Source organism: Streptomyces sp. DSM 106670, from assembly GCF_055792845.1.
The window spans coordinates 1,709,663-1,734,052 of record NZ_CM147704.1; the positions used below are offsets into that span (position 1 = coordinate 1,709,663).

General features: G+C 73.6%; 25 protein-coding genes. 2 read left to right on the forward strand and 23 right to left on the reverse strand.

All coding sequences use genetic code 11. The features are described from left to right. Positions 1-60: 60 nt before the first annotated feature. The 10 genes from ACSMXR_RS07460 to hisI all read right to left on the reverse strand — a co-directional run bounded on the left by ACSMXR_RS07460 (position 61) and on the right by hisI (position 8,318). Complete coding sequence (locus tag ACSMXR_RS07460; RefSeq protein ID WP_218527872.1) at positions 61-930, reverse strand: DsbA family protein; 870 nt, start codon at positions 928-930, stop codon at positions 61-63. A 74-nt stretch (positions 931-1,004) separates the two neighbouring features. Next, the gene (gene trpA / locus ACSMXR_RS07465) at positions 1,005-1,817 is read right to left on the reverse strand and encodes a tryptophan synthase subunit alpha (protein WP_381907936.1); all 813 of its coding nucleotides are present in this window, start codon (positions 1,815-1,817) and stop codon (positions 1,005-1,007) included. Further along, on the reverse strand, positions 1,814-3,100 hold the full coding sequence (gene trpB, locus ACSMXR_RS07470) for a tryptophan synthase subunit beta (protein WP_137232637.1): 1,287 nt from the start codon (positions 3,098-3,100) through the stop codon (positions 1,814-1,816). Before trpB ends, trpA begins: the two co-directional genes overlap by 4 nt. 142 nt (positions 3,101-3,242) lie before the next feature. Next, on the reverse strand, positions 3,243-3,455 hold the full coding sequence (gene trpM / locus ACSMXR_RS07475; RefSeq protein WP_137232638.1) for a tryptophan biosynthesis modulator TrpM: 213 nt from the start codon (positions 3,453-3,455) through the stop codon (positions 3,243-3,245). Positions 3,456-3,477: 22 nt separating this feature from the next. Further along, the gene (gene trpC / locus ACSMXR_RS07480; RefSeq protein ID WP_014045367.1) at positions 3,478-4,287 is read right to left on the reverse strand and encodes an indole-3-glycerol phosphate synthase TrpC; all 810 of its coding nucleotides are present in this window, start codon (positions 4,285-4,287) and stop codon (positions 3,478-3,480) included. 114 nt (positions 4,288-4,401) lie between these two features. Beyond that, on the reverse strand, positions 4,402-4,800 hold the full coding sequence (locus ACSMXR_RS07485; RefSeq protein ID WP_473172350.1) for a DUF2752 domain-containing protein: 399 nt from the start codon (positions 4,798-4,800) through the stop codon (positions 4,402-4,404). A gap of 579 nt (positions 4,801-5,379) precedes the next feature. Then, on the reverse strand, positions 5,380-5,631 hold the full coding sequence (locus tag ACSMXR_RS07490) for an HGxxPAAW family protein (protein ID WP_137232639.1): 252 nt from the start codon (positions 5,629-5,631) through the stop codon (positions 5,380-5,382). A 112-nt stretch (positions 5,632-5,743) separates the two neighbouring features. Then, on the reverse strand, positions 5,744-6,418 hold the full coding sequence (locus ACSMXR_RS07495) for a TIGR02234 family membrane protein (RefSeq protein ID WP_137232640.1): 675 nt from the start codon (positions 6,416-6,418) through the stop codon (positions 5,744-5,746). A 14-nt stretch (positions 6,419-6,432) separates the two neighbouring features. After that, the gene (locus tag ACSMXR_RS07500; protein ID WP_473171474.1) at positions 6,433-7,926 is read right to left on the reverse strand and encodes an anthranilate synthase component I; all 1,494 of its coding nucleotides are present in this window, start codon (positions 7,924-7,926) and stop codon (positions 6,433-6,435) included. An 11-nt stretch (positions 7,927-7,937) separates the two neighbouring features. After that, positions 7,938-8,318 (reverse strand): phosphoribosyl-AMP cyclohydrolase, encoded by a 381-nt coding sequence (gene hisI, locus ACSMXR_RS07505; RefSeq protein ID WP_137232641.1) that lies wholly within the window; start codon positions 8,316-8,318, stop codon positions 7,938-7,940. 84 nt (positions 8,319-8,402) lie between these two features. Here hisI and ACSMXR_RS07510 point away from each other — a divergent pair, with 84 nt between their 5' ends. Next, positions 8,403-9,035: a TIGR03085 family metal-binding protein gene (locus ACSMXR_RS07510; RefSeq protein WP_137232642.1), complete on the forward strand. Its 633-nt coding sequence runs from the start codon at positions 8,403-8,405 to the stop codon at positions 9,033-9,035. Between the two features lie 56 nt (positions 9,036-9,091). Here ACSMXR_RS07510 and ACSMXR_RS07515 read toward each other — a convergent pair whose 3' ends face one another. The 13 genes from ACSMXR_RS07515 to hisD all read right to left on the reverse strand — a co-directional run bounded on the left by ACSMXR_RS07515 (position 9,092) and on the right by hisD (position 22,405). Continuing rightward, a complete protein-coding gene (locus ACSMXR_RS07515; RefSeq protein ID WP_473171475.1) occupies positions 9,092-10,348 on the reverse strand; it encodes an MFS transporter in 1,257 nt (418 codons plus the stop codon). Positions 10,349-10,394: 46 nt separating this feature from the next. Continuing rightward, a complete protein-coding gene (locus tag ACSMXR_RS07520) occupies positions 10,395-10,982 on the reverse strand; it encodes an ArsR/SmtB family transcription factor (RefSeq protein ID WP_376186069.1) in 588 nt (195 codons plus the stop codon). Between the two features lie 66 nt (positions 10,983-11,048). After that, a complete protein-coding gene (locus ACSMXR_RS07525) occupies positions 11,049-12,332 on the reverse strand; it encodes a PucR family transcriptional regulator (RefSeq protein ID WP_473171476.1) in 1,284 nt (427 codons plus the stop codon). A gap of 184 nt (positions 12,333-12,516) precedes the next feature. Continuing rightward, positions 12,517-15,357, reverse strand: coding sequence for a helix-turn-helix transcriptional regulator (locus tag ACSMXR_RS07530; RefSeq protein ID WP_473171477.1), 2,841 nt, complete (start codon positions 15,355-15,357; stop codon positions 12,517-12,519). Between the two features lie 145 nt (positions 15,358-15,502). Beyond that, positions 15,503-16,456, reverse strand: coding sequence for a bis(hydroxyethyl) terephthalate hydrolase (gene bdeA, locus ACSMXR_RS07535; protein ID WP_473171478.1), 954 nt, complete (start codon positions 16,454-16,456; stop codon positions 15,503-15,505). 203 nt (positions 16,457-16,659) lie between these two features. Continuing rightward, positions 16,660-17,415, reverse strand: a complete 756-nt coding sequence (gene hisF, locus ACSMXR_RS07540) for an imidazole glycerol phosphate synthase subunit HisF (RefSeq protein ID WP_137232647.1) — start codon at positions 17,413-17,415, stop codon at positions 16,660-16,662. Then, the gene (locus ACSMXR_RS07545) at positions 17,412-17,819 is read right to left on the reverse strand and encodes a RidA family protein (protein WP_473171479.1); all 408 of its coding nucleotides are present in this window, start codon (positions 17,817-17,819) and stop codon (positions 17,412-17,414) included. The genes hisF and ACSMXR_RS07545 overlap by 4 nt, the downstream gene beginning before the upstream one ends. Next, positions 17,816-18,541, reverse strand: coding sequence for a bifunctional 1-(5-phosphoribosyl)-5-((5-phosphoribosylamino)methylideneamino)imidazole-4-carboxamide isomerase/phosphoribosylanthranilate isomerase PriA (gene priA, locus ACSMXR_RS07550; RefSeq protein WP_137232649.1), 726 nt, complete (start codon positions 18,539-18,541; stop codon positions 17,816-17,818). The genes ACSMXR_RS07545 and priA overlap by 4 nt, the downstream gene beginning before the upstream one ends. Further along, entirely contained in the window at positions 18,541-19,185 is a 645-nt protein-coding gene (gene hisH, locus ACSMXR_RS07555) for an imidazole glycerol phosphate synthase subunit HisH (RefSeq protein WP_137232650.1), read from the reverse strand. Before hisH ends, priA begins: the two co-directional genes overlap by 1 nt. A gap of 13 nt (positions 19,186-19,198) precedes the next feature. Beyond that, positions 19,199-19,366 carry a hypothetical protein gene (locus ACSMXR_RS07560; protein ID WP_003969742.1) on the reverse strand — a complete coding sequence of 56 codons (168 nt, stop codon included), beginning with the start codon at positions 19,364-19,366 and terminating at the stop codon, positions 19,199-19,201. Next, complete coding sequence (hisB, locus tag ACSMXR_RS07565; RefSeq protein WP_015607963.1) at positions 19,363-19,959, reverse strand: imidazoleglycerol-phosphate dehydratase HisB; 597 nt, start codon at positions 19,957-19,959, stop codon at positions 19,363-19,365. Before hisB ends, ACSMXR_RS07560 begins: the two co-directional genes overlap by 4 nt. Beyond that, positions 19,956-21,086, reverse strand: coding sequence for a histidinol-phosphate transaminase (locus ACSMXR_RS07570; protein WP_137232651.1), 1,131 nt, complete (start codon positions 21,084-21,086; stop codon positions 19,956-19,958). The genes hisB and ACSMXR_RS07570 overlap by 4 nt, the downstream gene beginning before the upstream one ends. Continuing rightward, on the reverse strand, positions 21,083-22,405 hold the full coding sequence (gene hisD / locus ACSMXR_RS07575; protein ID WP_218527862.1) for a histidinol dehydrogenase: 1,323 nt from the start codon (positions 22,403-22,405) through the stop codon (positions 21,083-21,085). Before hisD ends, ACSMXR_RS07570 begins: the two co-directional genes overlap by 4 nt. Positions 22,406-22,588: 183 nt before the next feature. Between hisD and ACSMXR_RS07580 the strand changes: the two genes are divergently transcribed. After that, positions 22,589-24,190 carry an oxidoreductase gene (locus tag ACSMXR_RS07580; protein ID WP_137232653.1) on the forward strand — a complete coding sequence of 534 codons (1,602 nt, stop codon included), beginning with the start codon at positions 22,589-22,591 and terminating at the stop codon, positions 24,188-24,190. Positions 24,191-24,390 lie beyond the last annotated feature (200 nt).

A 24,390-nucleotide genomic window follows, 5' to 3' on the forward strand; every position in this document is an offset into this window, starting at 1 on the left:
CAAGCCACCCGGCAACGTCTGGGTAACGAGGACCGCGTCACGGGCGGGCGCGGGGACCGGTCAGGAACCGGGGGCGGACGACGGGGCGGCCGGGTCGGAGGAGCCGTCCGCCGGGGTGGCCGGGGCGTCGGTGCCGGGCTTCTTGCCCTTGTTGGCCGCGGCGACCCACTTCTTCAGATTCTCCGGGGAGATCTGCTCGTCGCCCTTGCTCGGGAAGACGGACTCCCCGTTGAGCAGCACCGTCGGCGTGCCCTGGAAGCCGCCCTCGCGGAACGCCGTGTCGGACTTCTTCACCCAGCTGTCGTGCTCGCCGTCCTCCACACAGCTGCGGAAGCCCGGGGTGTCGAGCCCCTCGACCTTCCCGGCCAGCTCGATCAGCCGGCTGTTCTTGCCGAAGGCGTCGTCCGGCTCGGGAGGCTGGTTGCTGAAGAGGACGTCGTGATACGGCGCGAACTTGCCGTCGTCCTGGGCGCAGGCGGCGGCGTTCGCGGCGCGCAGCGAGCCGGTGCCGCCGAGATTGCCGTCGATGATCGTGGCCAGGTGGTACTCCACCTTGACCTGGCCCTCGTCCGCCAGCTCCTTGATGGTGTCCCGGAAGGCGTTCTCGAACTGGGCGCAGACCGGGCAGCGGAAGTCCTCCCAGATGGTGAGGGTGGACGGGGCGTCGGCCGCGCCGACCGGGAGGGTCAGGGCGGCCTCGCCGGTCGCGCCCGACGGGGCGATGGCCGGGCCGGAGGCGGTGTCGCCGCCGTCGTCCTTGCCGGCGTTGGCCGCGATCAGGCCGACCACGGCGGCCAGGGCGAGCACCCCGACCACGGCCGAGGCGACGATCAGGGTCCGGCGGCGCTTCTCGCGCCCCTTCTCCCGCTCGCGCTGCTGGGCCAGGCGCTCACGCGCGCTTCTGTTTCCCTCAGGGATCTTGTCGCTCACACCCGGGGAACGAACCGGGGAGGCACCTCCGCGCCTCCCCGGTCCACAATCCACCCATTCGGGTGGTTCTCGGCTCAGCGCTTTCGAACACCTTCGGCCAGTTCGCCCGCCAGGGAGCGGACGGCGGCGAGGCCGGCGGCCTCGTCGGGGGCGTCCAGCATGGCCTTGACGAAGGCCGAGCCGACGATCACGCCGTCGGCGAACCCGGCGACCTCGGCGGCCTGCGCCGCGTTGGAGACGCCGAGGCCGACGCAGACCGGCAGATCGGTGGTGGCGCGGGTGCGTCCCACCAGGTCCTGGGCCTGGGCGCCGACGGAGGCGCGGGTGCCGGTGACGCCCATCAGCGACGCGGCGTAGACGAAGCCGCTGCCAGCCGCCGTGATGGTGGCGAGGCGGGCGTCCTGGCTGCTGGGGGCGACGACGAACACGGTGGCGAGACCGTGCTTCTCGGCGTGTTCCCGCCACAGCGCGGACTCCTGGACCGGCAGGTCGGGCAGGATGCACCCGGCGCCGCCCGCCTCGGCCAGCTCGGCGGTGAAGCGCTCGACGCCGTACCGGTCGATGGGGTTCCAGTACGTCATGACCAGGATCGGGACGCCGGTGGCCTCGTACGCCTCGCGGACCGTGCGCATCACGTCGGCGATCCGGACGCCGCCGCGCAGGGCGATGTCGTCGGCGGTCTGGATGACCGGCCCGTCGAGGACCGGGTCGCTGTGCGGCAGCCCGATCTCGACGACGTCCGCGCCGCCCGCGATGACGGCCTTGACCGCTTCGATGCCGCCGTCGACGGTCGGGAAGCCCGCCGGGAGGTAGGCGATGAGCGCCGCCCGGTCCGCCGCCCCGGCCTCGGCGAGGGTGGTGTTCAACAGCTCGATGTTGCCGCTCACTTGGCGTCCCCCTCGATCTCGGCGCGGTCGCTGTCGGCGTCCGCCTCGACGGCGGCGTCGGTGTCGTAGAGCCCGAAGTAGCGGGCGGCGGTGTCCATGTCCTTGTCGCCGCGGCCGGACAGGTTGACGAGGATCAGCCCGTCCTTGCCCAGCTCCTTGCCGAGGTCCAGCGCCCCGGCGAGCGCGTGGGCGCTCTCGATGGCCGGGATGATGCCCTCGGTGCGCGACAGCAGGCGCAGTGCCTGCATGGCCGCGTCGTCGGTGACCGCGCGGTACTCGCCGCGCCCGGTGTCCTTGAGGTAGGAGTGCTCCGGGCCGATGCCCGGGTAGTCCAGGCCCGCCGAGATGGAGTACGGCTCGGTGATCTGGCCCTCGTCGTCCTGGAGGACGTAGGAGCGCGAGCCGTGCAGGATGCCGGGCTCGCCCGCGGTGAGGGTCGCCGCGTGCTCGCCGGTCTCCACCCCGTGCCCGGCGGGCTCGCAGCCCACCAGGCGGACGTCGGCGTCGGGGATGAAGGCGTGGAAGAGGCCGATGGCGTTGGAGCCGCCGCCGACACAGGCGACCGCCGCGTCCGGGAGGCGGCCCGCGCGCTCCAGGATCTGGCGGCGGGCCTCGACGCCGATGACGCGGTGGAAGTCGCGGACCATCGCCGGGAAGGGGTGCGGGCCCGCGACCGTACCGAAGAGGTAGTGCGTGCGGTCCACGTTGGCGACCCAGTCGCGGAACGCCTCGTTGATGGCGTCCTTCAGGGTCCGCGAGCCGGACTTCACGGCGACGACCTCGGCGCCGAGCATCCGCATCCGGGCGACGTTCAGCGCCTGGCGCTGGGTGTCGATCTCGCCCATGTAGATGGTGCAGTCGAGGCCGAAGAGGGCGCAGGCGGTCGCGGTGGCGACGCCGTGTTGCCCGGCGCCGGTCTCGGCGATGACGCGGGTCTTGCCCATGCGCCTGGTGAGCAGCGCCTGGCCCAGCACGTTGTTGATCTTGTGCGAGCCGGTGTGGTTCAGGTCCTCGCGCTTGAGGAAGATCCGGGCGCCGCCCGCGTGCTCGGCGAAGCGCGGCACCTCGGTCAGCGCGCTGGGCCGGCCGGTGTAGTCGACCATCAGCTCGTTGAGCTCGGCGGCGAAGGCCGGGTCGGCCTTGGCCTTGTCGTACTCGACGGCGACCTCGTCCACGGCGGCGACGAGCGCCTCCGGGATGAACTTGCCGCCGTACGCGCCGAAATAGCCCTCGGCGCTGGGGATCAGACCCTCGGGGTCCGGAATGAAGAAGTCGGACGACATGCGACGTGCTCCTTGGCATGGCAACGGATGGATGCACCGTATGCGCAAAGGAGCGAGCGCCACCGCGACCGGCGTGCGGTCGGGGCGGTGCGGTCGTACGTACGGGGTGGGGCGGGTGCTGCGGTACGTCGGCCGGGGCTCGCTACTGCGCGGACCCCGGGCGCCATCGCATCCCGTTCACCTGGCCGGGCTCGTCGCCGATGACGTACCGCACGCGCCGTCCGTGCACGCGCCGGGCGGGAGCGCGGCAGCCGCGCGGCCTGCAGCCGCGCGCCAGCGGGGCGTGCGGGTCCCGGGCCGGGGTCCCGGCCGGGCCGAGGCCCGGCCGGGTGCGGGGCACGGGACGTCCGGTCATGGTCGCTGTCGTCCGTTCCCGGTCAGCCGCGGCCGTGGCGGAGTGCCGGGTGGGCGCCCGCGGCGACCAGGTCGGCGACGGCGGCGCGCGGGTCGCGGCCGGTGACCAGGGACTCGCCGACCAGGACCGCGTCGGCGCCGGCGTTGGCGTACGCGATCAGGTCGTGCGGACCGCGGACGCCGGACTCGGCGACCTTGACGATGTGGTCGGGGATCTCGGGGGCGACGCGCTCGAAGGTGGAGCGGTCGACCTTGAGGTCCTTCAGGTTGCGCGCGTTGACGCCGATGATCTTGGCTCCGGCGTCCACGGCGCGCTCCGCCTCCTCCTCGTCGTGCGCCTCGACGAGCGGGGTGAGCCCGATCGACTCGGCGCGCTCGATCAGGGAGACCAGGGCCTCCTGGTCGAGGGCGGCGACGATCAGCAGAGCGAGGTCGGCGCCGTACGCCCGGGCCTCCCACAGCTGGTACGAGGTGACGATGAAGTCCTTGCGCAGGACCGGGATGTCGACCTTGGCGCGGACGGCCTCCAGGTCGGCGAGCGAGCCGCCGAAGCGGCGCTCCTCGGTGAGGACCGAGATGACGGACGCGCCGCCCGCCTCGTAGTCCGCGGCGAGCGCGGCCGGGTCGGCGATGGCGGCCAGGGCCCCCTTGGAGGGGGACGAGCGCTTGACCTCGCAGATGACGGTCACGCCCTCGCCGCGCAGGGCGGCGACTCCGTCCTTGGCCTGGGGAGCGCGGGCCGCGCGCTCCTTCAGCTCGTCGAGGCTGACGCGCGCCTGCCGCTCCGCGAGGTCGGCGCGAACGCCGTCGATGATCTCGTCGAGCACACTCACGCGAGCGGCCCCCTTCCGAACGGTGATGAGGGAACAGGATCAGCCATACCGATGGTATCCGCAGGAGGGCCCGGGGCTCGCATCCGGCCACGCCGCGTCCCACTACCTGGGCATTCAGGGGGCCAGTGCCGAGCCGAACGGCAGGTTCCGGACCACGGTGAAGATCAGCAGGACGGCGCCCACGCCCCACCACCAGGCGGGGGCCAGGGCGATCCGCAGGGGCTGTCCGCGCCAGGCCCTGGTCAGCCAGAGGACCCAGACGGCGGCGAAGAGGAAGTAGCCGACGGTGGCGATCGCGTTGGCCGAGAGCGCCGTGCCGAGGTCGCCGGTGATGAAGGCGTGGGCGCTGCGGAGTCCGCCGCAGCCGGGGCAGAGGACGCCGGTCAGTCTGAGCAGGGGGCAGACGGGGTAGTGGCCGGGGTCGTTGGGGTCGACGGTGCCGACGTAGGTGAAGGCGGCTGTGACGGCGGCGAGAATCCCTACGGGCGTGCCAAGCCGACGCAACCGGCCCACCCGGGCCGCCGGGCGTTCGGCCGTGCCGACCCGGCCCGCCCGGTCCGTCTGACGGTCGGCCGTACCCACCCAGCCTGTCCGGTCCGCCTGGCGTCCGGCCGTACCCACCCAGCCCGTCCGGTCCGTCTGACGGTCGGCCGCGCCCAACCAGCCTGTCCGGCGTTTGAGGACGGAACCGGAGCCTTGGGGGGCGGGCACCTGCGAGGGCCCCTCGCCCGAGGGCGCTGAGAGCTCCGGGCCCATCCCGCCAAGGGTTCCGTCCTCAAACGCCGGACGGGCTGAAACAGCGGGTTCGGACTCACGCGGCGGGTGGGCTGGAGCAGTGGGTTCGGTCTCGGGGCGGGCCATGTCCGGGGTTGGGCAGACCGTCAGGGGCATGTTCCAGGGGCCGACGCCCTGCGGCTCGGTGGCCGGGCGGGCCGGGTCGTGCGCGGCGGAATCACGGTCCGGCGGCTGGGCTGCGGCGGGGGTAGGCGAGGCGTCCACCCGGTGATTGTCCCCCGACGACGCGAAAAGGCGCAGCCCCACCGGGGCTGCGCCTGTCTGCGTGTCGGTCGCCGGGACGGTCCGGCGTCCGGCTCAGTGGGAGATCTGCGCCCGCCCGGCGCGCTCCCGGGCCTCGATCAGCTCGGGCGACTCCTTCTGCATACCGAGACCGGCGGCCCGCATGGCGAGGCCCACGAGACCTCCGGCGAAGACGACGGCGATGCCGGCCCAGAAGCCGAGCGGGTTGGCCGCGACCATGAAGACGCCTGCGACACAGAACCCGATGAACGTGATGATGGCACCGGTCCAGGCGGCCGGGGTGTGTCCGTGGCTCGTGCCCGCCATGAGTTGCTCCTCGTTGGTGTTGCGCCGTGGGTGACGCTGTACGTGTGGCCGCCGCCCGCAGGACGGCTCGGCTCCATTGTCCCGTACGGGACAGCGAGAGGTGAGCGTGGGGTCACGCCTCGCGCGTCGGGTCCTCGCCGCGGTCCAGGGCCTTCCACAGGTCCTCGGGCCGGTCCGGGTCGGGGGCGGTGCGGGACGCCTTGCCGGGGCGGGGCGTGCCGTCGCGCTCGTACTTTCCGGACATGGCGGGCCAGCGGCTGCCGTAGCGCAGGGCGAGGAGCCCGGCCAGCAGGATCAGCAGGCCGCCGACGGCGGTGACGTAGGGCCAGGCGGTGTGGCTGAGGGCGTGGATGGTGGCCGCCGCGTCACCGGTGGTCCTGGCCGCCTCCTCGTCGAGGGCCGTGCTGTCGGAGGCGCCGGCCCAGGCGCTGAGGACGGCGCCGAGGCCGCTCAGGGCCAGGAGCGCGGCGACGATCCGGCGGCCAGCGCCGCGTACCGCGAAGACGGCGACGAGGGCGGCGAGACCGACGATGGCGAGGGCGGCGGGGACGCCCGTGACGTCCCGGCCGTCGGCGGTCAGCGGCAGTGCGCCGCCGCCGGTGGCCGCCTGGCCCTCGGCCCAGGTCTGCCCGGAGGCGAGCAGGACGACGGTCGCACCGGCCGCGCCGAGGAGCAGACCGGCCGCGAGGGAGCGACGGCTCCCTGCGGAGTCGGGCGCGGCGCCGGGCGCGGAGTCGGCGGTTCGGGCACGGGGCTGGGGTACGGGGACAGCACTCACGCCTTCCACTATCCCTTACCGGTTCAGCGGTCGTGGAGGCGGTTGGCCGTATGGACGGCGCGGAGCACGGCGGCCGCCTTGTTGCGGCATTCGGTGTCCTCGGCGACCGGGTCGGAGTCGGCGACGACCCCGGCTCCGGCCTGGACGTACGCGGTGCCGTCGCGGAGCAGGGCGGTACGGATGGCGATGGCGGTGTCGGAGTCCCCGGCGAAGTCGAGATAGCCGACGCAGCCCCCGTACAGACCTCGGCGGCTCGGCTCCAGCTCCTCGATGATCTGCATGGCGCGGGGCTTGGGGGCGCCGGAGAGGGTGCCGGCCGGGAAGCAGGCGGTGAGGACGTCGAAGGCGGTGCGGTCGTCGGTGACGCGGCCGGTGACGGTGGAGACGATGTGCATCACGTGGGAGTAGCGCTCGATCGACATGAAGTCGACGACCTCGACGCTGCCCGGTTCGCAGACCCGGCCCAGGTCGTTGCGGCCGAGGTCGACGAGCATCAGGTGCTCGGCGCGCTCCTTGGGGTCGGCGAGGAGTTCGTCGGCGAGGGCCTGGTCCTCCTGCGGGGTGACGCCCCGGTGCCGGGTCCCGGCGATCGGGTGGACCATGGCCCGGCCGTCCTCGACCTTGACGAGGGCTTCGGGGCTGGAGCCGACGACGTCGAACCCGTCGAAGCGGAAGAGGTACATGTACGGGGACGGGTTGGTGGCCCGCAGCACCCGGTAGACGTCCAGGGCGCTCGCCGTGCACGGGGTCTCGAAGCGCTGGGAGGGCACGACCTGGAAGGCCTCTCCGGCCCGGATGCGCTCCTTGATGTCGTCGACGGCCACCTGGTAGGCCTCGCCACCCCACAGCGCGGTGTACGGGGGCAGTTCGGACGGGGGCAGGACGGCGGGGGCGTTCTCGACCGGGCGACGCAGGTCGCGCTCCATCGCGTCGAGGCGGGCGACGGCGTCCGCGTGGGCCTCGTCGACGCCGGTGTCGAGGTCGTTGTGGTTGATCGCGTTGGCGATCAGCAGGACGGTGCCGTTCTGGTGGTCGAGGACGGCGAGGTCCGAGGTGAGGAGCATGGTCAGCTCGGGCAGCTTCAGGTCGTCGCCGCCGTGCTCGCCGATCTTCTCCAGGCGGCGGACGACGTCGTAGCCGAGGTAGCCGACCATGCCGCCGGTGAACGGCGGCAGACCCAGGTCGCTCACCAGGTCGCGCGGGGTGTGCAGGGTCTCGACGGTGGCGCGCAGGGCGTCCAGCGGGTCGCCGGTCTCCGGGACGCCGACGGGCGGGGTGCCGAGCCAGTGGGCCTGGCCGTCGCGGGCGGTGAGGGTGGCGTCGCTGCGGACGCCGATGAAGGAGTAGCGCGACCAGGTCCGGCCGTTCTCCGCGGACTCCAGCAGGAAGGTGCCGGTGCGCTCGGCGGCGAGCTTGCGATACAGGCCGACCGGGGTGTCGCCGTCCGCGAGGAGGCGGCGGCTGACGGGGACGACACGGCGGTCGACGGCCAGCTTGCGGAAGGTGTCGAGATCCATGGCCGGTGACCTTACTGGTCGAGGAGGGGGAGGACGTCGGCGTCGAAGCAGGTGCGGTCGCCGGTGTGGCAGGCGGCGCCGGTCTGGTCGACCTTGACCAGGACGGTGTCGGCGTCGCAGTCCAGGGCGACGGACTTCACGTGCTGGACGTGACCGGAGGTGTCGCCCTTGACCCAGTACTCCTGGCGGCTGCGCGACCAGTAGGTGCAGCGGCCCGTGGTGAGGGTGCGGTGCAGCGCCTCGTCGTCCATCCAGCCGAGCATCAGCACCTCGCCGGTGTCGTACTGCTGGGCGATGGCCGGGACCAGGCCGTCGGCGCCGCGCTTGAGGCGGGCGGCGATGGCCGGGTCGAGGCTGCTGGCGGGCGGCGTGGCGCCGGGCGTGCTGGTCATGGGCCCATTGTGCCGTGGCCGCGAGGGCTTTCCGGGCGGACGTCCACTGGGCGGACCCCGGGTGACGGTCGTACGCTGGCGGGCATGTCGACCCATGCGAAGCGTGAACGTCTTCTGCTCGCCGATCTGTTGGAAGCGGCCGGTCCCGAGGCCCCGACGCTGTGCGACGGCTGGAAGACCCGCGATCTGGCCGCCCATGTGGTGGTCCGCGAACGCCGCGCGGACGCGGCGGGCGGGCTGCTGGTGAGCGCGTTGAAGGCCCGGCTGGAGCGGGTGCAGGCGGAGTTCGCGGCGAAGCCGTACGAGGAACTGATCCAGCTGATCCGCACGGGCCCGCCCCGGTTCTCCCCGATGTCCCTCAAGCAGATCGACGAGGCGGCGAACACCGTCGAGTTCTTCGTCCACACGGAGGACGTGCGCCGGGCCCAGCCCGAGTGGTCGCGCCGTGAGCTGGACCCGGTCTTCGCCGATGTGCTGTGGTCCCGGACCGAGAAGACCGCCCGGCTGCTGGGCCGCCGGTCCCCGGTGGGGCTGGTGCTGCGCCGCCCGGACGGCCAGACGGCGGTGGCCCACAAGGGGACGCCGGTGGTGACGGTGACCGGGGAGCCCGCCGAGCTGCTGCTGTACGCGTTCGGCCGGCAGGACGCGGCGGACGTCGAGGTGGAGGGCGACCAGGCGGCGGTGGAGCGGCTGAAGTCGGCCGAGCTCGGGATGTAAGCCCGGGCCCTGCCGCACAGGTCCGCCCGGGTCGGGTCCGGTCGGGTCCGGTCGGGTCAGCGGGGCAGTTCGGCGCGGCGGAGCGTGGTGACGGCCAGGCCCATCACGCCGCCGGCCGCGCACACGGCCGCGCTGACCGCGAAGACCGGCCCGGTGCCCCAGAGGGCGACGGCGGCCCCGGTGACGGGGTAGCTCAGCGGGGCGATGGCGTAGGTGAAGAACGTCGATACGGAGGTGACCCGGCCCAGGTACGCCGGGTCGGCGGTGGTCTGGACGAGGGCTCCGCACAGCGCCCCGGCCAGGCCGGCCGTGAGGCCGACGAACGCGGCGATCGCGGCGGCGAGGACCACCGAGGGGACCTGCGCCAGGGCGGCGATGCCCGTGGCGCCGACGAGGGCCATCAGGCACATGACCGTACCGGCGCGCGGCACCCGGCCCCGGACGGCGAGGACGAGGGCGGACCCGGCCGCTCCGCCGGCGAATCCGGCGACGATCCAGCCCATGCCGGCCGCACCCCAGCCGCGCTGCTCGGAGAGCAGGATGAGGCCGAGGTTGAGCGGCCCGACGAAGCCGAGCTCGCTGAGGGCGATGACGAGCATGAGCGGGCCGAGCAGCGGGTGGCGGCGGATGTACCGGAGGCCGTCGACGAGGTCGTGCCAGGCGTTGGGGCTCTTCTCGGCGGCCGGCGCCTCGCCGGAGGTCTCCGGCTCGGGCAGCGGTCTGATCCGCAGCCGCAGGAGCAGCGGCAGGGACAGGGCGAAGAGCACTCCGGCGGCGGCGAAGGCGAGCGCGGGTCCGCCGGTGGCCACGGCGACCCCGCCCAGCGGCGCGCCGATGATCGAGGAGCCGCGTGCGGCCAGTGCGCGCAGGCCCTGGATCCGGGCGAGCTGGCCCGGGCCGCTGATCCGGGGCGGCAGCGCTCCGACGGCGGGCAGGAACAGGGCGTCGACCGCGCCGAAGAGCAGGGCGACGGCCACCAGGACGCCCACGGTGGGCGCGGTGAGGACCAGGGTGGCGGCGAGTCCGAGGACCAGGACCGCGCGGGCGGCGTCGCTGCCGATGACGACGCGGCGGGGCCCGAGCCGGTCGGCGAGCACTCCCCCGCCGAGCATCAGGAGGGCCCGGGGTAGGGACCCGGCGGCGAGGACGAGGCCGGTGCCGGAGGCGCTGCCGGTGCGGGCGGCGGCCCAGGCGAGGGCCATGAAGTAGACGCTGTCGCCGATCATCGACGCGGTGTACGCGCCGAGCCAGCGCAGGACGTTCGGGTCGCGGTGCGCGGGCCGTTCGGGGCATTCCACGGTGCCGGCGGTCATGGGTTCGTCCCTGAGTGAGTGAGGCGGTCCGGAAGGATCGGCGGGTTCACGGGCGGAAGGGGAACCCGTAGGTGTGCAGGGCGACGCTCTCCCTGCCCTCCGTGTCGCCCGCCTCGTCGCGGGCGCGGCCGGCTTCCTCGTAACGGTCGATCAGCGCGCCCATCTCCCGGCCGAGCGAGGCCAGTTCCTCGGCGGTGAGCCGGAGGAGGTTCTCCGAGCTCCAGGAGGCGCTGCGCCATTCCGTGTCCCAGGTGTGCCGGGAGTCCTGGTGGGCGCGGTAGAGCTCGACGTGCTGGTCGAAGGACATCCGGTTGGCGGCGGCGTAGACGGCCGCCTTGTCCGGCGCGTCGTCGAAGTCCTCGTCGCTGAAGGTCAGTCCGCGGGAGGACGGCTGCCACCAGCGTTCCCGGCCGTCGGTGCCCTGTCCTTCGGCGGGTTCGATCAGCCCGCTGTCGGCGAGCTTGCGCAGGTGGTAGCTGACGAGGGAGACCGCCTCGTCGACCAGTTCGGCGAGCTGGGAGGCGGTGGCGGTGCGCTTGATGTGCAGGGCGCGGTAGAGCTTCAGGCGCAGGGGGTGGCCGATCGCCTTGAGGGTGTCGAGGTCGGAGATACGACGTCGCTCTTCACTGGGCATGACACGACCGTAGACGCGCAGGAAAAGTTGCGCAAGAAGAATTGCGCAATATTTGTTGCGGAGTTTTCAGGTGGTGCCGAGCAGCCGTCGGGCGGCCAGCGCGAGCGAGACCTCCACCGCGTCCCGGGGCCGGGTCAGACAGCGGCCGGTGAGCTGTTCGAAGCGGCGGAGGCGGTTGAGGACGGTGTTGCGGTGGCAGTAGAGCCTCGCGCCCGCCCGCTGCGCGGAGCCGTCCGCGTCCAGCCAGGCGGTGAGGGTCTCCACGATGACGTCGCGGTCGGCGGGGTCCAGCCGGTCCAGCGGGCCCAGCACCCGGTCGGCGAGCGCTCCGGCGAGGGCCGGGGAGGAGACGACCAGGGCGTCCGGGAGGTGCTCGTCGAGCAGGACGGTGCCGCCGGACGCGGGGCAGGCGCGCAGCGCGGTCTCCGCCAGCCGGCGGGCGTCGCCGAGCGCGGCCAGGCCCTCGACGGCGGAGCCGATCCCGGCCCGGGTGCCGGCCGGTACGTCCAGCGCGGCGGCCAGCTCGCTCAGCTCGCCGGGCGGGCCCGCCAGCGGCAGGATCGCGAACTCGGCGTCCTGGCCCGGATGCCAGAGCACCACCGCCTCCGGGGCGGTGGGCAGCGTCAGCGCGGGACGGGCGGCGGAACCGGGCCCGCGCGGGTCGGTGGCCACCGCGAGCACGGCGTACCGGCCCTGCTCCGGCAGCCCCAGCATCGCGGCCGCATCGGCGAGGTCCGCGATCCGGGCGGTGCCGTCCAGCAGGGCGGCGACCATGAGCCGCTGCCGGTTCTCGCGCCGCCAGGTCAGCCGCCGCTCGGCCTGCCGGTAGGCGTCCGCGACGATCCCGCAGTGCTCGTCGACGAAGTTCCACACATCGGCGGCGACATGGACGAGCAGCCGTACGTCGTCGGGGTCGCGCCGGGCGGTCTCGTCCACGAGGTCCTGCCAGACCATCGCGCCGCCCATCCGGAAGGCGTGCAGGACGGCGTCGAGCGGTACCCCCTGCTCGGCGCGGATCTCGCCGATCCAGCGGGAGGTGCGGTGGGCGGACTCGCGGAACTCCCGGGGCTGGATCAGCGAGCCCACGTTGTGCCGCAGCGAGTGGTGGACCTCCTGCCAGACCTCGGCCCGGTCGGACTCGATCGCCGCCCGGTAGCCGGGCTCCTGGGCGTACAGGGCCTCGACGAGCCGGTCGGTGAGGGCCGGCAGCGAGGCGACGAGGACCCGGGCGGCCCGGTGCAGCACCTCCACGGCCTCGCGGTCGGCCAGCGAACGGAAGCGGTGCGGCAACGGTGTTGTCGGGGGCGGGCCGGTCAGGGCCCCGATCCGCGGACGTACGACCTGTGGCATGGCGGCCTCCACCGGGATACGGCCGGCCGCGCGCGCGGCGGGCCCGGCGCACCGGCCCGGGCGGGGCGCGAGCGCGGCGACACGATCCTGACGCCCGCAGAATGACATACCGCCCAGTCGGTACCTAGGGGTCTGCGCGGAACTCGTCATCACGGTCTCGCAACCTCCCGGCCTCGCGCGGGGGTCAGGGGCTCAGCAGCCGGGCCAGTTCGGTGCGGGAGCGGATGCCGAGGGCGGCGAAGACGTTACGGAGGTGGTGGTCGACCGTGCGCGGGCTGAGCGACAGCCGCAGCGCCACTTCGCGGTTGGTGGCGCCCTCGGCCACGCAGCGAGCGATGCGCCGCTGCTGGGGTGTGAGCGCCGCCAGCGGTTCGCCCGCCGCGTCCCGCCGCTCCGCGACCGGCTCCCCCGCCGCCCGCAGCTCCCCGGCCGCCCTTTCCGCCCAGGCGCGGGCCGAGCAGCGCTGGAAGGCGACCAGGGCGTCGCGCAGCGGGCCGCGGGCCTCGCGGGTACGCCGACGGCGGCGCAGCCACTGCCCGTACAGCAGATGGGTACGGGCCCGTTCGAAGTCGCCGCCGGCCCGGCCGTGGTGGTCCAGGGCCTCGGCGTAACGGGCGTCGGCCGCGTCGGCCGGGGCCAGCAGAGCCCGGCAGCGGGCCAGTTGGGCGGGCGCGCCCGGGTCGGCGGTCCGGGCGGTCCAGGACGCGAACTCGTCCACGGCGGCGTGGAGTTCGCCGGACTCCTCGGACAGCCGGCCGGCCAGCACGGCGGCCTCGACCCAGCAGGGCACGGCGAGCGTCCGGGCCGCGAAGTGGCCCCGGCCCGGGCCGGTCCCGACCAGCGGGGCCAGCCGGGCGGCCGCCTCGCCGGGCCGCCCGGAGGCCAGGTCCGCGCGGGCCCGGGCCCAGGTCGCGAGGGTGCCGGCCTGGGCCAGCCCGTGCGGCCCCGCCCCGGCCAGCGCGGCCTCGGCATGCGCGGCGCACGCCTCGGCGGGCCCTTCCACGGAGGCGGCGAGGGCGAGCACGGCGTGCAGATGGGCGGAGCTGTTGGGCTGCCCCGTACGGCGGGCGGCGTGCAGCCCCTCCAGCGCGTGGGCCCGCGCACCGGCGTGCCGACCGGCCCGCAGCTCGGCGTAGGCGAGGTGTTCGAGGGCCTGCGGCAGCAGCGCGTCGGGCCCTGCGGTCCGTACGGCGGCGAGCGCACGGGCCCCCGCGCGGCAGGCGGCGGTGACGTCCCCGAGGACCAGCGCCGCGACCCCGGCCCGCAGCAGCGCGGCCGGGGCGCCGGGGTCACCGGGGTCACGGGCGGGTTCGAGGCAGCGGCGGAGCAGGGCGTGGCCCTTGGCCGTACGCCCTTCGAGTACGGCGCACATGCCGGCCCGGTAGTGCTCCAGGTCCGGGTCCACCGGGAAGTGGGCGAGGCGGTTCATGGCGTCGAGGTGGCCGAGGGCGTCCCCCGCCGCCCAGGCGGCCTCGGCCGCGCCGAGGAGGGCGTCGAGGGCCCGGCGGGGATCGTGCGGTGCGAGCAGCCCGGCCGAGGCGAGCAACGCTTCGTGGGCGTCGGCCGCAGGCCCGGAGCGCAGGGCGAGCATGCCGTGCACGTAGGGCGCGAGGCCCGGCCCGGGATCGCCGCCCGGCCCCGCCGCGCCGACCGTACGCGGCCCGGCCCTGGCCAGCAGGGCGCGCGCCAGGCACGGGTCGCCCGCCAGCCCCGCCTGCTCGGCCGCCCCGGCGAACCGGGCCGCCCGCAGCGCCGGTTCGGTGGAGAGCAGGGCGGCACGGGCGAGGGCGGCGGAGCGCTCGGCGTGCGGGAAGGGGGCGATGGCGGCCGCCTCGATCCGGGCGGCCAGCACGGCGTCCGGCCCGGGCGCGGCACAGGCCCGCTGGACCAGGGCGGCCAGCGGGACGGGCGGGGCGGGGGTGGTGCCCGGAGGGGGCGCGGGGGCGGCCTCCGTCAGCAGGGTGGCCAGCAGTTCGTGGGCCGCGCGGCGGTGGGGCCAGGGGGCGCGGTGGAGTACGGCGCGGGCGACCAGGCGGTGGGTGAAGTGGACGCGGCTGCCCGCCCGTTGGAGGATGGAGCCGGTGACGCTCGTACCGAACAGGGCCCGGTCCAGGAAGGTGCGGGGCAGTCCGCTGCGGGTGCCCGCGCGCAGCAGGAGCAGGGCGTCCGCACCGGTGCCGTCCGGCTCGTGCTCCTGGGCCGCGGCGGCGAGCAGGAGCAGGGCGCGGGTCCGGTCCGGGAGGCCGTCGAGACGTTCGGCGTGGGCGGCCAGCACCACTTCACCGCCGGGCAGGGGGAAGGGCAACGGGGTACGGCCGGCGAGCTGGTCCGGGGTGAGGCGGCCGGCGAGTCCGGTGAGCAGGCGGGGGTTTCCGGCCGCCTCTCGGAGGAGTTCGGCGCGCACGACCGGGTCCAGCCCCTCCGTGCCGGAGGTCAGCCGGTCCAGGAGCGCCCCGGCGGCGACTTCGTCCAGGGGCGCCGGCTGAAGCACGGGCAGTCCGGCGAAGGCGGTGGCGTCCGCGGCTGTGAGCAGAACGACGATCCGGCTGCCCGGGCCCAGCCGGCGGGCCGCGAGAGCGAGGGTGGCACGGGATTCCGGATCCCAGGCGTGCGCGTCGTCCACACAGACCAACAGGGGCCGCCCGGCGCCGAGTTCACGCAGTCGGCCGAGCAGCGCGTCGGGGCTGACCACCGGGGGCGGGGCGGCGGACGGCGGGCCGGTGGCGGCGAGCGGACCGAACGGGGCGGAACCGGCCGCCCCCGACCCGAGCAGCGCACCCAACCCGCCCCCGGGCGCCGAGCGCATCGCCCCGGTGGCCGCGGCGTACAGCACCGGCCCCCGGTCGCGGTGCGCCTCCGCCGCCTCGCGCAGCAGCGCCGTACGGCCGAGACCGGGTGGTGCGGCCAGGACGAGCGCACCTCCGTCCCCTCGCCACAACTGCTCCAACAGGCTTGCCAGCACGGCGAGTTCAGCATCCCGGCCGTACAGCCGGAGCGGACTGCGCACGGTCGTCGATGGGGTCACACCGGCACCGTACGTTCGCCTCGGCGAGCAAGGAAGCGACGTGTGCGGGTCCCGTGCGGGGACGGGCCGGTGCGGTGCGGGCTCCCAGCCGGAGGCCCGCCGCGCTGTGCCGGAGCACAGCGCGGCGGGGTCCGGAACGTCGGGGCTACGCCGTGTGCGGGCAGTTGCCCCGGTACTCCGCGATGGTCGGGCTCGGCTGCGGGAGCGGGCAGAGGAACTGCTCGTAGCGGGTGTCGTTGTCGATGAATCGCTTCAGCCAGGAAATGCTGTACTTCGCGATCGTCGTGTTGGAGGTGTTCGGCGTGAAGTGCGAGGCACCGCGCAGCTCCAGGTAGGCCTTGTCCAGGGAGCCGGGCAGCGACGTGTAGAACGGCTTGGAGTGCGTGGCGACCGGCGCGACCGTGTCACCGTCCGCGCCGACCACCAGGGTGGGCGTGCGCAGTTCGGGCCAGGTCTTGTCGGTGTTCCAGCCGGTCAGCGGGATCGCCGCCTTCAACGACGTACGGCTCTTCGCCGCTTCCAGGGAGCCGCCACCGCCCATCGAGTGGCCCATCACGCCGAGCCGGGAGGCGTCGACCCGGGTCCGTACCGAGCTGCGCTGGGTCAGGTGGTCCAGCGCGGCGAGGAGTTGGCGGCCCCGGCTGTCGGGCTGGTCGAGCGTGGTGTTCGTGTCGATCGTGAAGACCACGAAGCCCTGGGAGGCCAGGCGCGGTCCGAGCCAGGCGATGGAGGACTCGTAGGCGGTGAAGCCGGGCGAGATGACCACCGCGCCGAAGGTGCCGTCGGCGGTGGAGGTCGGGTAGTAGATGGTGCCGCCGCCGAATCCGCTCGCGACGAGCGAGGAGACGGAGGTCTGGGAGACGGCGTACGAGCCTCGGCTCACCTCGATGGAGGCGTTGGTGGGGGCCGGGCCGCGCTCGTAGGGATTGGCGGCGACGGCCTGGGCGCCGGGCGCCAGACCGGTCAGCAGGAGGCCGGCCGTGGCCGCGGCGGCGGTCACCAGACCCGTCGACGTACGGGAACAGCCCAGGAACGTACCGGTGCGGCTCGGACGGGAAGGGCGCGGGGGGATGGTGCCGGAGGGGAGGTGCTGCTGCACGGGGGATCCTCTCGGTGGTGGCGGGGGGAACCACACCACGCGAGGCCCCTGAGCCCGTCGTCCGAGGGCTGTCGGGGTGCACCGCGTGGCCGCCGGCGTCGTTCGCCGGCGTTCGCCACTCTCACGGTGCGGCCCGTGGATACGCATCGGCGGTATCACCGGTCTCGGCGGACCGGTGATACCGCCTGGCACTGCGTACGGGATCAGCGGACCGGGTGGCCCGCTTCCCGCAGAGCGCCCTTGACCTCGGAGATCCGCAGGTCGCCGAAGTGGAAGACGGACGCGGCGAGCACCGCGTCGGCCCCCGCCTCGATCGCCGGGGCGAAGTCGGCGAGCCGGCCCGCGCCGCCGGAGGCGATGACGGGGACGGTGACGTGCTTGCGCACCGCCTCGATCATCTCGGTGTCGTAGCCGTCCTTGGTGCCGTCGGCGTCCATCGAGTTGAGCAGGATCTCGCCCGCGCCCAGCTCGGCGGCCCGGTGCGCCCACTCGACGGCGTCGATGCCGGTGCCCTTGCGGCCGCCGTGCGTGGTGACCTCGAAGGTGCCCTCCGGGGTGCGGCGGGCGTCGACGGAGAGCACCAGGACCTGGCGGCCGAAGCGTTCGGCGATCTCGCGGATGAGCTCGGGGCGGGCGATGGCGGCGGTGTTGACGCCCACCTTGTCCGCCCCGGCGCGCAGCAGCTTGTCGACGTCGTCCGGGGTGCGGACGCCGCCGCCGACGGTGAGCGGGATGAAGACCTGCTCGGCGGTGCGGCGGACCACGTCGTACGTCGTCTCGCGGTCGCCGCTGGAGGCGGTGATGTCGAGGAAGGTCAGCTCGTCGGCGCCCTCGGCGTCGTACAGCTTGGCCATCTCGACGGGGTCGCCCGCGTCGCGCAGGTTCTGGAAGTTGACGCCCTTGACGACCCGGCCGTTGTCGACGTCCAGGCAGGGGATGACCCGTACGGCGAGCGTCACTGCACGCCTCCTCGGTAGGCCTCGACCTCGACCTCGACGACCAGGCTCGGGTCCACGAAACCGGACACGATGATCATGGAGGCGGCGGGGCGTACGGCGTCGAACAGCTCCTTGTGGGCGCGGCCGACCTCGTCCACGTCCCGGGCGTGCGTGAGGTACATCCGAGTGCGGACGACGTCCTCGCGGGTCAGGCCCACCTGCTCCAGCGCCGCGAAGGCGACGTCGAAGGAGGTGATCGCCTGCTCGTACGGGGAGCCCGCGGAGATCTGGCCGTTGACGACGGAGGTGCAGCCGGCGACCAGGACGAGCCCGTTGGGGAGTTCGACGGCGCGCGAGTAGCCGAACTTCTCCTCCCAGGGGGCGCCGGTGGAGATCCGGCGTACAGAAGGGGCGGCATCGGTCATGCGGCGACCGCCTTGAGGGCCTCTTCCAGCGTGAACGCCTTCGCGTACAGCGCCTTTCCGACGATCGCGCCCTCGACGCCTTCGGGGACGAGGAGGGAGATCGCGCGGAGGTCGTCCAGGGACGAGACCCCGCCGGAGGCGACGACCGGGCGGTCGGTGGCGGCGCAGACGTCGCGCAGGAGGCCCAGGTTGGGTCCTTCCAGGGTGCCGTCCTTGGCGATGTCGGTCACCACGTAGCGGGCGCAGCCCTCGGAGTCGAGGCGGGCCAGCGTCTCGTAGAGGTCGCCGCCGTCGCGGGTCCAGCCGCGGCCGCGCAGGGTGGTGCCGCGGACGTCGAGGCCGACGGCGATCTTGTCGCCGTGCTCGGCGATGACCTTGGCGACCCACTCCGGGGTCTCCAGGGCGGCGGTGCCGAGGTTGACGCGGCGGCAGCCGGTGGCGAGTGCGGCCTCCAGCGAGGCGTCGTCGCGGATGCCGCCGGACAGCTCGACCTTGATGTCCATGGCCCCGGCGACCTCGGCGATCAGGGCGCGGTTGTCGCCCGTGCCGAAGGCGGCGTCCAGGTCGACGAGGTGCAGCCACTCGGCGCCGGCGGACTGCCAGGCGAGGGCGGCCTCCAGCGGGGAGCCGTAGGAGGTCTCGGAGCCGGACTCGCCGTGCACGAGGCGGACGGCCTGGCCGTCGCGGACGTCGACGGCGGGGAGCAGTTCAAGCTTCGGCATTACAGCGTCTCGATCCAGTTGGTCAGCAGCTGGGCGCCGGCATCGCCGGACTTCTCGGGGTGGAACTGGGTGGCCCACAGCGCGCCGTTCTCCACGGCCGCCACGAACCGTTCGCCGTGCGTGGCCCAGGTGACCTTGGGGGCACGGATCTTGGCGTTGGTGACTTCGAGGGACCAGTCGTGCGCCGCGTAGGAGTGCACGAAGTAGTACCGGGCCTCGGGGTCCAGGCCCGCGAAGAGCCGGGAGTCCTCGGGGGCCTCCACGGTGTTCCAGCCCATGTGCGGGACGATGTCGGCCTTCAGGGGGCCGACCGTACCGGGCCATTCGTCCAGGCCCTCGGTCTCCACGCCGTGCTCGATGCCGCGCTCGAAAAGGATCTGCATCCCGACGCAGATGCCCATCACCGGGCGGCCGCCGGAGAGCCTGCGGCCGACGATCCAGTCGCCGCGGGCCCGCTTCAGCCCGTCCATGCAGGCGGAGAACGCGCCGACGCCGGGGACGAGGAGCCCGTCGGCGTTCATCGCGCGGTCGTAGTCCCGGGTGATCTCGACGTCCGCGCCGACGCGGGCGAGGGCGCGCTCGGCGGAACGGACGTTGCCGAAGCCGTAGTCGAAGACGACGACCTTCTTCTGGTTCTCACTCATGACGTACCTGTCCTCAGTCCCACAGTCCCTGGATCCGCAGGATGCCCGCCACCAGGCACATCACGGAGCCGATCGACAGCAGCACGATGACGCCCTTGGGCATCCCCTGCTTGGCGAAGGAGTAGACGCCGCCGGCCAGGAAGAGGCCGACGACGATCAGGATGGTGTTGAGGCCGGTCACAGGGCGCCCTTCGTGGAGGGCAGGATGCCGGCGGCGCGCGGGTCGTGCTCGCTGGCGTACCGCAGGGCGCGGGCCAGCGCCTTGAACTGGCACTCGACGATGTGGTGGGCGTTGCGCCCGTACGGCACGTGGACGTGCAGGGCGATCTGCGCCTGGGCGACGAAGGACTCCAGGATGTGCCGGGTCATCGTCGTGTCGTACTCGCCGATCATCGGCGCCATCTTCTCGGGCTCGGTGTGCACGAGGTAGGGGCGGCCGGAGAGGTCGACGGTGACCTGGGCGAGCGACTCGTCCAGCGGGACGGTGCAGTTGCCGAAGCGGTAGATGCCGACCTTGTCGCCGAGGGCCTGCTTGAAGGCGGCGCCCAGGGCCAGGGCGGTGTCCTCGATGGTGTGGTGGCTGTCGATGTGCAGGTCGCCCTCGGTCTTGACCGTGAGGTCGAAGAGGCCGTGGCGGCCGAGCTGGTCGAGCATGTGGTCGTAGAAGCCGACCCCGGTGGCGACATCGACCTTTCCGGTGCCGTCGAGGTTGATCTCGACGAGCACGGACGTTTCCTTCGTGGTGCGTTCCACGCGGCCTACGCGGGGGCTCATGCGTCGTGCTCCTTCTTGAGTTCGCGTACCGCATCGAGGAACGCGTCGTTCTCTGCCGGGGTGCCCGCGGTGACCCGCAGCCATCCCGGTACGCCGTTGTCCCGGACCAGGACGCCCCGGTCGAGGATGCTCTGCCAGACGGCGTGGCTGTCGTCGAAGCGGCCGAACTGGACGAAGTTGGCGTCCGAGTCGGTGACCTCGTAGCCGATGGCGCGCAGCTCGGCCACCAGCCGGTCGCGTTCGCTCTTGAGCTGTGCGACGTACCCGAGCAGCGTATCGGTGTGCTCCAGGGCGGCGAGCGCGGTGGCCTGGGTGACGGAGGAGAGGTGGTACGGCAGCCGCACCAGCTGGACCGCGTCGACCACGGCCGGATCGGCGGCGAGGTAGCCCAGGCGCAGCCCGGCCGCGCCGAACGCCTTGGACATGGTCCGGGAGACGATCAGGTTGCGGCGGCCCTCGATCAGCGGGAGCAGCGAGGCATGGTGGCTGAACTCGCCGTACGCCTCGTCGACGACGACGATCGAAGGACCGGCGGCCTGGGCGGCGTCGTACAGCGCGAGGACGGTCTCGGCGTTCACCGCCGTGCCGGTGGGGTTGTTGGGCGAGGTGATGAAGACGACCTCGGGGCGGTGCTCGGCGATGGCGGCGCGGGCGGCGTCCACGTCGATGGTGAAGTCCTCGTTGCGCGGCCCGGAGATCCAGCCGGTGCCGGTTCCCCGGGAGATCAGGGCGTGCATGGAGTACGAGGGTTCGAAGCCGATCGCGGTGCGGCCGGGCCCGCCGAAGGTCTGCAGCAGCTGCTGGAGGACCTCGTTGGAGCCGTTGGCGGCCCAGACGTTGGCCGCCGTCACCGCGTGTCCGGCGGTCCGGGTGAGGTAGCGGGCCAGCTCGGTGCGGAGCTCGACGGCGTCCCGGTCGGGGTAGCGGTTGAGACCGCGGGCGGCCTCGCGGACCCGCTCGGCGATCCGCTCGACCAGGGCTTCGGGCAGCGGATACGGATTCTCGTTGGTGTTGAGGCGTACGGGGACGTCGAGCTGGGGCGCTCCGTACGGGGACTGGCCGCGCAGTTCGTCGCGGATGGGGAGCTCGTCCCAGGGGTTACGGGGGGTGGTGCTGCCGTTCGTCACTGCTGCGGAACCTTCCAGCCGAACCTTGCCTTGAGCGCTGCGCCGTGGGCGGGGAGGTCCTCCGCCTCGGCGAGGGTCACCACATGGTGGGTGACCTCGGCGAGCGCGTCGCGGCTGTAGTCGACGATGTGGATGCCGCGCAGGAAGGACTGCACGGAGAGGCCCGAGGAGTGGCAGGCGCAGCCGCCGGTGGGCAGGACGTGGTTGGAGCCGGCGCAGTAGTCGCCGAGCGAGACGGGCGACCAGGGGCCGACGAAGATCGCTCCGGCGTTGCGGACCCGGTCGGCGACGGCGGCGGCGTCGGCGGTCTGGATCTCCAGGTGCTCGGCGCCGTACGCGTCGACGACCTTGAGGCCGTCCTCGATCGAGGAGACCAGGACGATCGCGGACTGGCGGCCGGCGAGCGCGGGCTCGATGCGGTCCTTGATGTGCTTGGTCGCGGCGACCTGCGGAGCCAGCTCGGCCTCGGTGGCGGCGGCCAGCTCCGCGGAGTCGGTGACCAGGACGGCGGCGGCCATCGGGTCGTGCTCGGCCTGGCTGATCAGGTCGGCGGCGACGTGCACCGGGTCGGCGCCGGCGTCGGCCAGGATCGCGATCTCGGTGGGCCCGGCCTCGGCGTCGATGCCGATGCGGCCCTTGAGGAGGCGCTTGGCGGCGGCGACGTAGATGTTGCCGGGGCCGGTGACCAGGTTGACCGGGGAGCAGTCCTCGGTGCCGTACGCGAACATCGCGATGGCCTGGGCGCCACCGGCGGCGTACACCTCGTCGACGCCGAGCAGGGCGCAGGCGGCGAGGATCGTGGGGTGCGGCAGTCCGCCGAAGTCCTTCTGCGGCGGGGAGGCGACGGCGACGCCCTCGACGCCCGCCTCCTGGGCCGGGACGACGTTCATCACGACGGAGGAGGGGTAGACCGAGCGGCCGCCGGGGACGTAGAGCCCGACGCGCTCGACGGGCACCCACTTCTCGGTGACGGTGCCGCCGGGGACGACCTGGGTGGTGTGCGTGGTGCGGCGCTGCTCGCGGTGGACGAGGCGGGCGCGGCGGATCGACTCCTCCAGCGCGGCGCGGACGGCGGGGTCCAGTTCCTGAAGAGCCTTCGTCAGGGCCTCGGCGGGCACCCGGACCGACTCGATCCGGACACCGTCGAATTTCTCCCCCCACTCGATCACTGCCGCGGAGCCACGATGGCGTACGTCCTCGCAGATGGGCCGCACCGTCTCCAGGGCGGCTTCCACGTCGAACTCGGCACGGGGCAGCAGGTCGCGCAGGGCTCCACCCTCGGGGAGGGTGTCGCCGCGCAGATCGATTCGAGAGATCACACGGCAATTCTCTCAGACCGTCCGGAGCGTCCGGTCGCCCGTATCACTGGCTGATACCGGTCGCTCGCACCACTGGCCGATACGCGTCTCGGCCATGTCCGGCTGTCACTGCTGACCACTGGCTTCACGGCGTCACACCAGGGAATAACGGCACTACAGCATGTGTGCACGGAGGGAGCGGCCGTGACCGAGCCGCACGAAGGCGATATCCCGGACGGCCTCAGCGCAGCGGAGCTGGGCATGTGGCAGTCCTTCCGCAACGGGACCACCTATGACTTACGCAGTTACGACACGACCCACAACGATCCGTTCACCCCGCAGGTGTGGGGGCCCGAGCGGAGCGTCGGCGCGCGCACGGTGGCACGACTGCTGCTGAGCGGGCCGCCCGCCCGGCCCGGCCGGGTGGCGGCGCTGAAGCTCCGGGGGGTGCGGATCACCGGAAAGCTGGATCTGGCGGGCGGCCGGGTGGCTCCGTACGTGGAGCTGACCGGCTGCCGCTTCGAGCAGGAGGTGGTGCTCCCGGAGTGCCACTTCACGACCTTGCGGCTGGTGGGCTGCGCGCTGCCCCGGCTGGAGGCGGCGCGGCTGCAGACCGAGGGCGATCTGCATCTGCCGCGCTGCCGGATCGACCGGGGCATCCGGCTGACCGACGCCCAGATCGGCACGGACCTGCTGATCAACCAGCTCAGCGTCGGCCCGGACCGGCACGGGCGGGCCGTCGTCGGGGACGGCATGACCGTCGCGCAGGACCTCCAGGCCGAGATGATCGAGACGCTCGGCGAGCTGAGTCTGCGCGGGGCGAAGGTGGGCGGTTCGCTGAGTCTGCGCGGCAGCCGGCTGCGCGCCGCGGAGGACCGGCGCGCGCTGAACGCCCCGCAGCTGACGGTGGAGCGCACGCTCTACATGACCGAGGCGTGGGTGAGCGTCGACACGGGGAACCAGGGCACCACTCCCCCGTACGGCGTGGTCTACGCGCCGACCCCGGCGCGCGGCACCCGCTCGCAGATCTTCGAGTGCCGGGGCGGGGTGCGCCTGGACGACGGGCGGTTCGGGGACGCGGTGGACCTGCACAAGGCACGGTTCGTCATGACCCGGCAGGAGGAGTTGTCGCTGCGCCGGATCGTGACGCCGGAGCTGCGGTTCAACGCGGAGCGCCCGGAGGAGGGCCGGGTCGTCCTGAACGGCGCGAAGGTGGTGACCCTGATCGACCTGTCGACGAGCTGGCCGGGCCCCGGCGGTCTGGCGATGGGCGGCTTCGTCTACGAGAACCTCGTCCCCTACGGCCACTTCCCGCTCTCCCGGCGGCTGGAGTGGGTGCAGGCCGCGACGCCGGAGTACGTCCCCGAGCCGTACGAGCGGCTGGCCACGGTGATGCGCAGCAGCGGCGAGGACGCGGACGCGCGCGAGGTGCTGCTCGCCAAGCAGCGCCGCCGCCGCGAGACGCTGCCGCCGGCCGCGAAGGCCTGGGGGTATCTCCAGGACTGGACGGTGGCGTACGGCTACCGGCCGGGGCGGGCGGCGGTGTGGATGGCGGTGCTGTGGGCGGCGGGCACTGCGGCCTTCGCGCAGCACACCCCGCCCGCGGTCAAGGACGACGAGTCGCCGCTGTGGAATCCCGCGCTGTACGCGCTGGATCTGCTGATCCCGGTGATCAACCTCGGACAGGACGGCTACTGGCGGATGGAGGGCGCCTGGCAGTGGGCCGCGGCCGGTCTGGTGCTGGTGGGATGGGTTCTGGCCACCACGGTGGCGGCGGGGGCGTCCCGGATGCTGCGCAGGGGGTGACCTCGGGAGCGTTGCCGGGCGGCCGCGGGCGGTCGGGGCCGAGGTTCCGGCCGTCCACCCCGGGGGGCCACAGGGGCGGGCGGGCCGCACGGGAGAGCGCAATCAAGCCAATAGACGCCCATTCCTTTGCCTTTTCTTGACTCGGCCCGATACAACCCATTCACTCGGCACAGAAGCTTCACAGCACACCCCTGGCGCGG